Here is a 7,367-nt window from a genome sequence, read left to right on the forward strand (position 1 = left end):
CTTCTCGCCTGCCAGCCCTGCGTATCTCTGTTTCTTGCCGTTGGCTGCGTTCAGAAGGTACGCGGAGTGATCGGCAATGGATTCCTCGATACAGCCGTAGCGGCGGAAGTCCGACTTCTTCATGTACTGGTTGCCGTTTGCATCCTGTTCTGGTGACTCCTTGGTGTACTTGCTGGAGCCGTCCCAGGTGGTTCCCGGCCAGGTGTTGCCGGAGAGGTTGGTCTTCATGCCGTGAAGGTTATTTCCAGACTGCGCCAGGTCTGTCTGTCCGTAGCCGCTTTCCAGGATACCCTGTGCCAGGGATACGCAGGCCAGGATACCGCTGGTTTTCTCATCTGCGGTGTACAGCGGTCCGACCTTCTTAATCCATTCTTTCTCGCTCAGTCCCTTCAGTGTGGATGCCTGCAAGCCTTTCGCGTTGTTGGTGTAGATGCACTTCATGTCCGGATCAAAGACGCTGTATCCCGGTTTGGTCTTGCACACCGCCAGGGCTCCCGCCTTGGTTCCTGCGAAGAGCTGGCTCTTCTCATCGTCCTTGGTAAGGCGTACACGGTAATACTGTTCCGCCTTCGGCTGTGTAGCTGTGCTCTTCACTCCCAGACCGTCCAGGATGCCCTGCGCGATCGCCTGGGCGAAGATTTCTTTGCGGGCTGTATAGAACTTCATATCATCCCCATCGTCGATAAAGGCAGTCTCCAGGAGGAAATACTTGGCTCCCTGCCCCTGTGCCCTGTTCAGGTTCAGAAGCCCGGTACTGGTATCCAGAAGCCACTCTCTGAAGCCCAGGGCAACCACCCTGTCAACGATTGCCCTTGCAATGGAACGCCCTGCATTGTTCGGGTGGATGTATCCGCCCACACCTGTGAATCTTCCATCCCCGTTCGGATCCGCCTTGGCTTTCGCGTTGAAATGGATCTCAACAGTCATGTCATAATCAGAGTAGGCCGGGACGTTGCCCTTCTTGCTCTGTGCGTAGCAGTTTTTGTTAGTATCGTACAATGTCACGCTCATGCGGCTGCCGATCGCAGTCTTCACCAGCTTCGCCAGTTCCCTGGTATAGTTTGCTTCCTGTCCCCAGATGCTGCACGCTCCCGGGTCTCCCTCGCCGTGTCCGGCGATCAAAAATAACTTTTTCTTTGCTGCCATTTTAAAATCATCCTTTCTTTCCACCCATCCATGCCAGTGTCACGATCGTGACACATATGATCAGGATGTTTATTGTGCTTGGTTCTATCATGCCCTAGTCCTCCGTCTTATAGTCCAGCCCGATAGCCAGGGAGCTGTCTACTGTGATGCACTTCTTCAGCTCCGCTATAGTGATGTCCAGCATATCGTCCGGCAGGTACTTCTGGATCAGCTCGCCTCTCTTGATCCGGTGGATGTAGTAGAGTTCTTCTTCCCAGGATTCCTCGGTCTTGAACACGGCGTTCAGGGTCTTCCGGTCTTTCTCGAACTCCCCAGTCAGCTTCTTCAGCAGAAGCTTCCGCTGCTTATCATCCGGGACAATGTGCAGCTGGTCCATCATATCCTCCAGGGACATCTCGAAGGTGTAGTCCCCGGTCGCAACCGACTTCAGCATAGTCTCAAACCCAGCAGTCAGCTTGTACTTGGTTTCCGTAGTCTCTGACACATTCTTCTTGTATACGCCTTCCGGAAGCCACTTCTGCAAGCGGTCCGGGTTGGTGAGATCCAGCTTCTGCTTGTCTGTGATGGAAGCACTGCCTCCGTCACCATAGAAGCGGATGTACTGCTGGTTGCGGTCGTCCATGATGCTCACGCCCCTGGCCTGAAGTTCCGCTTTGTACATATCAATGCTCCTGGCAGTCTGGAGGCGGAGCTTGTCCAGCTGTACCAGAGCATCCACCAGCTGTCCGCTGGTCTGTGTCTTCAGATCAATCTTCATTGTCTTCTCCTTTCTGCTCCTGTGCCTTTTCAAGGCAGGAGACACAGATCCCCTTTCCTTTCAGCTTCAGGACATCCTCATCCGTTCCGCAGAACGCGCACCGGATCTCCCTGGGACGCAGGATCAACGTCCCATCTTTCTCCTCCAGTTCAATCACATCCTTGGGCTGGAGCCCCATGCTCCGGCGCATCTGCACCGGGATGTTGACTGCCCCGTGGGTAGACATTTTCTTCTGCACCATGTTTGTGCTCCTTTCTGCTGGCTACTCTTCCAGCGTTTCCTTCAGATACTCATACAGCTCGCCGGTGGTGTACCGGTCCCGCCTTTCTTCCTTGAGCTTCGCTGTGAACTCCTGCATCTTCATAGCTACTTGCAGTACCTTGGCCGCCCCGATTGCTTCCGGATGGACATTGCCCTTATGGTCAACCCGTCCCATCACCCAGGAAACTGCCCTGGTAAGATAGATCCAGGAGTTTCCCTCTCCCGGCTCATTCCACTTGTTTTTTGTATTCTCTATGTAGTCCTTGCGGTTCAGGCGTTTCTTGACCGGCGGGATCACGCCTTTCTCTCTCAGTTCCTTCCGGATCTGTTTCATCTCTTCCTTTTCCCGCTTGGTCATTGGCTTGTATTTCTTCTTTGCCATCGTCTCTCCTTCCTTTTGTCCTTAGAAATCTATTCATCCCACAGTTCCCTCTCTGCCTGGTCGTCCATCAGTTTCTGCATGGCTGCCAGATGGATGTCCAGCATGGCGTCTTTCACGTCGTCCAGGCTTCTGCCCTGTTTCAGTGCCATCTCACCCGCCAGGATCTGCATGATCCCGCAGGTGGTCGCCAGGTCTTCCAGGACGATCACTTCACCCTCGGCATCTATGCCGATCTTGCCGTTCTTTGCCCGGATCGTAACCCGAAAATCATTCACAGCTCGCCGCCTCCTGTCTCTCGATCATCTTCTTCAGTGCCTCGATCAGGTTGCTGCACTGTTCATAATTCAGCCACTCGACCCGTTCCACCTTGAACATCCGGCGGATAAACCCGGAGAGCCGCTTCGGGTTGTCGTCCCAGCCCAGCTCCTTGGTCAGCACGTAGATCTTGCGTCTCTGGTTGTCCGTGGCGTTTCCGGTCATGCCGACCGGTCTCTTCCTCTTTCCGGATGCCGACTCCTTCATCTGTCCCAGGACGTAAGCCACGCGCCTGCGTTCCGGTTCGGTCAGCTCCTTCAGGGAATCCTTGCCGGTCTGTGCCTGCACGACCAGGTGGAGCTCTTCGCTTCCCAGCTGAAGCTCCGGGGACTTTGCAATCCCCCACAGGGTCCGGATGGTCACTTTATGCTTCGGAATCCTCTTTCCTGCCATGTTATCTCCTTCCTGCGAACCGTCTTCTGCTTTCCTGTTCGGAAATGAAATCCGGAACGCTGATCTCGCCTGTGGTGGCGGCTCCTTCGTCAATGTGGCTGGTGGCAAGCTGCACATGGCAGCCGCCGTCCTCCATCCTCGCCATTGTCTTGTAGAATGCTCTCACGATCGCTGACGCCTGCACGCCTGCGTTCTTTCCTCTGATGCTGATTGTAATATTCTCCATGATTTTCCCTCCCTATCTCAGTAAGTCTGACAGATCCAGCCCCAGGTTTGACTCATCCAGGTAGTCGTAAATCCCGTCTAAAAAGTCCTCGTTATTAATTCCGGCTTTCTCCAGCTGTTCGCAGAGGTCAATTTCCTCGCATCTCATTCCGGTGTCTGTTCTCTTCCAGGTCTTGGAGACCGTTGTTCCCAGGAGACTCAGGCTCTCTGTATATCCGTTTTCGGTTGCTTCAATCTTATAGGTTAATCTCTTCATTCTTCCATCCTCCTTACAGCATCATCATGCCGGATGCTTCCCTGACGATCTCCAGTGTCACCTTAGTCTCCCCTTTTTCCTTCAGAACGCGGAGCACGTTGTTCAGTGTTCTGTCCAGAAGACGGAAGCAGCTGTTTCTGGACTGGAATGCCCGGTTTGCCAGCTCCGCTGCTGCTTCCTCTGCGAGATCCCATCCTTCCAGATATCTTCCCAGCTCCGCTGCATCAAGTCCATGTAATTTGTAGTAGAAGTCCACCCGGTTGGCGAAACGTGCCAGCGCAGTCTTTAGATCCGTTTCAAGCTTCGGTTCCCCGGCGATCACCAGCCCCACCTCTGCCTGATCGAAGATCCCGCGCAGGATCTCCATCTTGGCAGTTGTGTATTTATTCATCAGCTTATCTGCCTCATCGATGATCAGAAGGTATCCGCTGTTGACATTCAAGAACTCCCTGATCCGGCTAACCCTCTTGTGGATGGTGCCTCCGGATGCCTTTGCCATGCCAAGGCACCCCTCAATCTCCTCTACCAGGTCCCGGCTTCCCATCGTGTCATCACACTCCAGGTATGCCACTCTCGGAAGCTTGGCGTATTTCTTCAGTGCATGTGTCTTGCCGTATCCGGACTTCCCGACTACGATGCCCAGCCCCATGTTCTCCTGACAGCTCTGACACACTGCCATCACGTTCAGATAATCGCTGGATGCGAAGTATGCCACTTTCTCCGGGATACTTTCTTCTGCCTCCTGCAGCTCTGCTTCTTCCTCTTCCATCTGCCCTTCTTCCGGCTCCCCGACTTCCTGAAGCCATCCTTCCAGTGCGGTCTCTATCGTAGCTGGATCGCTCTTATACTTTCCAGCCAGGTACTGGCTGACCATAGAACGGCTACATCCGATCTGTAGCGCAAGCTCTGCCTTGTTACAGCGAAGCTCCTTCAATCTCCTGATCACTCTCAACGCAAGCTCTGACGGCTGCTGATCTGTAACCACTCCGCCTCCTAAACTTCTCATTTCTGCCATATGTAACGCTCCTTTCTTGTTTCAATCCCTATTTTTGACATTTATGTTGATCAGTATCTCCCATCCCGTAACAGTTCCAGAAACAGGACGGGCGATAATACTGCCGCGGCCATGATGTACGTGGCCAGTACCGTGATCCAGATCGCAGCCCAGATGACCCGAACGGTCCATCCCATGATTTTCTCCACATCACGCGCCCCCCATCTTCTGGAGCCTTTCCAGGGCTTTCTTTGCCTGTGAGTTCATGTACTCACACTCGTTTGGTTTCCTGAACTCCTTGTTTTTCCGGTAAGTTTCATCTGTCGGCATTGCCACCACTTTGCTCTTCTTACCGTCTTTTCCGATCGTCAGCTTCACACCGCCGACCATGCCCTTGTGGGCTGCATCCTCATCCCCGTCAAAGGGCCGGTTTGCTTCTTCCAGTTCTTCCCGGACAGCTCTCAGCTGCCGCCTCTGCATCTTCCTGTGTTCCTGCAGTGTCTCGTCCGATGCCTTGCCGAACTGGAGCAGTTCCTGGCACTGTGCCTGACAGATGAGTCCGCCCTTGTTATTGATACAGTAGATGCTGGTCACATCATACGGGTCCACCTTGATGTGGATCTTCTGGTTGATGTATGGAAGCAATGCATCATCCATGTAGTAGTACCCGAACCGTTTGATGCCGACATTGTTCACCAGTGCTTCCTCTGACTTCATGAGAGCCATGATCGCAAAGCTTCTCGGCGGTGCTGCCTTGATGTAGCGTTCTTCGTTCTCAAAGACCTCCAGTGGCTTCTTGAACTCTTCCCCAGCGTTCCTCAGTCCCCTGTGCGTCCTGTTGATGTACTTCTCCTTGTACTTCTTCCACTCCTCGTAAAACTCTTCCATGGTAAGGAGCTTTCCCTGCTCCGCCATCTTTTTGATCTCCTTCGGGACCTTGGCATCCGTTTTAGATCCCGTCAGCGTTCCGGTATAGCTCGCGAATTTCTTGGAGAACTTCTCGATCGCCGTACCGAAACTCCTCTCGATTTGTCCCTTTGTCCAGGGCTCATAAGGCATGGAGATGTGTTCATCCTCGATCCCCATATCGTGGTAGAACCCTCTGGTAGGCCTGTCAAACTCCATATCGAAGAACTCATCCTTCGCTTCCTGGTTGTGCCGATCCTTACGGTCAACGCCGAGCATCTGCTTACTGGTGTAATCCTTACCGTTATCTATGTAAAGATAACGCGGCACCTGTCCCGGAAGGTCCACATAGATCAGCTTGATCAGGCTCTCCTTCAGGATCTGGCTGTCCGCATCCTTACAGATAAGGTCTCCAAGGATCATGCGGCTCCTGGTGTCGATCCAGCAGACCAGCTTCGGCCGGATCGGGAACTCCTTTCCGTTCTTCGCCTTGTACATCACCCACAGGTCAAAGGTATGTTCGTCACCCTGAAGCATTTCAAGAACCTGCAGGCTCTTGGTATCCCTTGCCCGCTTGACCATGTTTTCATTCTTCCACTTCCGGATGCCCTTCTGCTGGTACTCGAATGCGCTCCTCAGGTTCTCGTCATCCATCAGGTATGAGATGTACCGGACCACTGTCTGGTAGGAAGGAAGCTTCTTCCACCCCTTATTGACTGCGATCTCTTCCAGGACTTCGTACAGATCCTGTCTGGTCCTCCGGTTGACTGCGAAGTCTTCATTGAACCAGATGTTCTTGATTGCCTGCTTCATGTCTGCCGGTATGGACGGGAACAGTCCGCAGCTCTTCGGCTTCCGGCATAGTGCCAGCACCATCAGGTGATCGTAGCTGTAGCCGTCTTCCTTACTCAGTTTCGCTGCCCAGGCTTCTGCCTGCTGGTAGTCCTTGACCATCCGCCGGAACGTCCTGCCGCTCTTGTCAAGATTCTCCCGGGCGAACTCTTCCGTGAATGTGGTCAGATCTCTGCTGTGCGACTCCGCTTCCTTTAAGAACCTCCGGATCACATTCCCCAGCTCTGTGGCCTTGTAGTATTCCGTCTTGTACTGATGTTCAAACCATTCATAGTCTGCATTGACGTACCAGGGCTCCTGTCCCTTTGTCTCCTCTTCCGGAAGATCTGCTGCCGTCTCTGCCATCTCTTTCAGCTTCTCACGCTCCTTCCACCTGTTCTGTCCCAGCTTTGACAGGCTGTTCACTGCCACCAGTGTCATCTCCTTGCCTCCGCTGTCTCTTGTCTCCGCTTTTGTATCATAAGAAGAAGTGTTTCTTCTTATCCTTTGTACTAACGTGTTATACTTTATCCCCTCAAGCTCTGCAGCTTCTTCCAGGGATACATATGCCAGTCCTGCCATCTATCTCCCTCCTACGCTGCAAATTTGGCTATATCAATATCCAGTATGGCACCGATCCGGCAGAGGTACTTGTCCCCAGTCCTGGTGCCCGTTATGATCTTTGTGATGTACTGTTTCGTCACACCAAGCTGCTCTGCCAGCTCCACCTGTGTCATGTCTTTGTCAATCAGCTTTTTCTTGATCTCTTTCCCGAGAGGGGTCAGCGTCATTTATAATGTACCCATAACAGTGGACACACGAATTAGTGTAGTACCCTTTTTTCGGACACCCACACAAGACGTGACCCTGTTCTTAAACACCGTTCCCATGTGAACCCTTT

At 53.1% G+C, this 7,367-nt stretch carries 12 protein-coding genes; all 12 read right to left on the reverse strand.

Annotated features, from left to right (window positions below):
- Positions 1-1,146, reverse strand: a 1,146-nt coding sequence (locus tag ACTQ50_RS18510; protein ID WP_441485397.1) for a glucosaminidase domain-containing protein, incomplete at its 3' end; no start/stop codon positions are given.
- 94 nt (positions 1,147-1,240) lie between these two features.
- A complete protein-coding gene (locus tag ACTQ50_RS18515) occupies positions 1,241-1,903 on the reverse strand; it encodes a hypothetical protein (protein ID WP_441485398.1) in 663 nt (220 codons plus the stop codon).
- Positions 1,893-2,144, reverse strand: coding sequence for an AbrB/MazE/SpoVT family DNA-binding domain-containing protein (locus ACTQ50_RS18520; protein ID WP_441485399.1), 252 nt, complete (start codon positions 2,142-2,144; stop codon positions 1,893-1,895). The genes ACTQ50_RS18515 and ACTQ50_RS18520 overlap by 11 nt, the downstream gene beginning before the upstream one ends.
- 21 nt (positions 2,145-2,165) lie before the next feature.
- A complete protein-coding gene (locus ACTQ50_RS18525) occupies positions 2,166-2,546 on the reverse strand; it encodes a hypothetical protein (protein ID WP_441485400.1) in 381 nt (126 codons plus the stop codon).
- A gap of 29 nt (positions 2,547-2,575) precedes the next feature.
- Positions 2,576-2,821 (reverse strand): hypothetical protein, encoded by a 246-nt coding sequence (locus tag ACTQ50_RS18530; protein WP_237925414.1) that lies wholly within the window; start codon positions 2,819-2,821, stop codon positions 2,576-2,578.
- A complete protein-coding gene (locus ACTQ50_RS18535) occupies positions 2,814-3,254 on the reverse strand; it encodes a regulatory protein GemA (protein ID WP_441485401.1) in 441 nt (146 codons plus the stop codon). The genes ACTQ50_RS18530 and ACTQ50_RS18535 overlap by 8 nt, the downstream gene beginning before the upstream one ends.
- 1 nt (position 3,255) lies before the next feature.
- The gene (locus tag ACTQ50_RS18540; RefSeq protein WP_173770755.1) at positions 3,256-3,480 is read right to left on the reverse strand and encodes a hypothetical protein; all 225 of its coding nucleotides are present in this window, start codon (positions 3,478-3,480) and stop codon (positions 3,256-3,258) included.
- Between the two features lie 12 nt (positions 3,481-3,492).
- Positions 3,493-3,735, reverse strand: coding sequence for a hypothetical protein (locus ACTQ50_RS18545; RefSeq protein WP_441485402.1), 243 nt, complete (start codon positions 3,733-3,735; stop codon positions 3,493-3,495).
- A 13-nt stretch (positions 3,736-3,748) separates the two neighbouring features.
- Positions 3,749-4,750 carry an AAA family ATPase gene (locus ACTQ50_RS18550; protein WP_237925415.1) on the reverse strand — a complete coding sequence of 334 codons (1,002 nt, stop codon included), beginning with the start codon at positions 4,748-4,750 and terminating at the stop codon, positions 3,749-3,751.
- 21 nt (positions 4,751-4,771) lie between these two features.
- Positions 4,772-4,921: a hypothetical protein gene (locus ACTQ50_RS18555; protein ID WP_237925416.1), complete on the reverse strand. Its 150-nt coding sequence runs from the start codon at positions 4,919-4,921 to the stop codon at positions 4,772-4,774.
- Between the two features lie 18 nt (positions 4,922-4,939).
- Complete coding sequence (locus ACTQ50_RS18560; RefSeq protein ID WP_441485403.1) at positions 4,940-7,048, reverse strand: Mu transposase C-terminal domain-containing protein; 2,109 nt, start codon at positions 7,046-7,048, stop codon at positions 4,940-4,942.
- Positions 7,049-7,059: 11 nt separating this feature from the next.
- Positions 7,060-7,257, reverse strand: coding sequence for a helix-turn-helix domain-containing protein (locus ACTQ50_RS18565; RefSeq protein WP_441485404.1), 198 nt, complete (start codon positions 7,255-7,257; stop codon positions 7,060-7,062).
- Positions 7,258-7,367 lie beyond the last annotated feature (110 nt).

Source organism: Blautia sp. Sow4_E7, assembly GCF_052116245.1.
Taxonomy (GTDB): domain Bacteria; phylum Bacillota; class Clostridia; order Lachnospirales; family Lachnospiraceae; genus Blautia_A.

Bases quoted from the DNA above. Each gene is read 5' to 3' on its own strand.
- ACTQ50_RS18535 (WP_441485401.1), bottom strand. From the start codon at position 3,254: ATGGCAGGAAAGAGGATTCCGAAGCATAAAGTGACCATCCGGACCCTG.
- ACTQ50_RS18525 (WP_441485400.1), bottom strand. From the start codon at position 2,546: ATGGCAAAGAAGAAATACAAGCCAATGACCAAGCGGGAAAAGGAAGAG.
- ACTQ50_RS18555 (WP_237925416.1), bottom strand. From the start codon at position 4,921: ATGGACCGTTCGGGTCATCTGGGCTGCGATCTGGATCACGGTACTGGC.
- ACTQ50_RS18540 (WP_173770755.1), bottom strand. From the start codon at position 3,480: ATGGAGAATATTACAATCAGCATCAGAGGAAAGAACGCAGGCGTGCAG.
- ACTQ50_RS18550 (WP_237925415.1), bottom strand. From the start codon at position 4,750: ATGGCAGAAATGAGAAGTTTAGGAGGCGGAGTGGTTACAGATCAGCAG.
- ACTQ50_RS18515 (WP_441485398.1), bottom strand. From the start codon at position 1,903: ATGAAGATTGATCTGAAGACACAGACCAGCGGACAGCTGGTGGATGCT.
- ACTQ50_RS18560 (WP_441485403.1), bottom strand. From the start codon at position 7,048: ATGGCAGGACTGGCATATGTATCCCTGGAAGAAGCTGCAGAGCTTGAG.
- ACTQ50_RS18520 (WP_441485399.1), bottom strand. From the start codon at position 2,144: ATGGTGCAGAAGAAAATGTCTACCCACGGGGCAGTCAACATCCCGGTG.
- ACTQ50_RS18565 (WP_441485404.1), bottom strand. From the start codon at position 7,257: ATGACGCTGACCCCTCTCGGGAAAGAGATCAAGAAAAAGCTGATTGAC.
- ACTQ50_RS18545 (WP_441485402.1), bottom strand. From the start codon at position 3,735: ATGAAGAGATTAACCTATAAGATTGAAGCAACCGAAAACGGATATACA.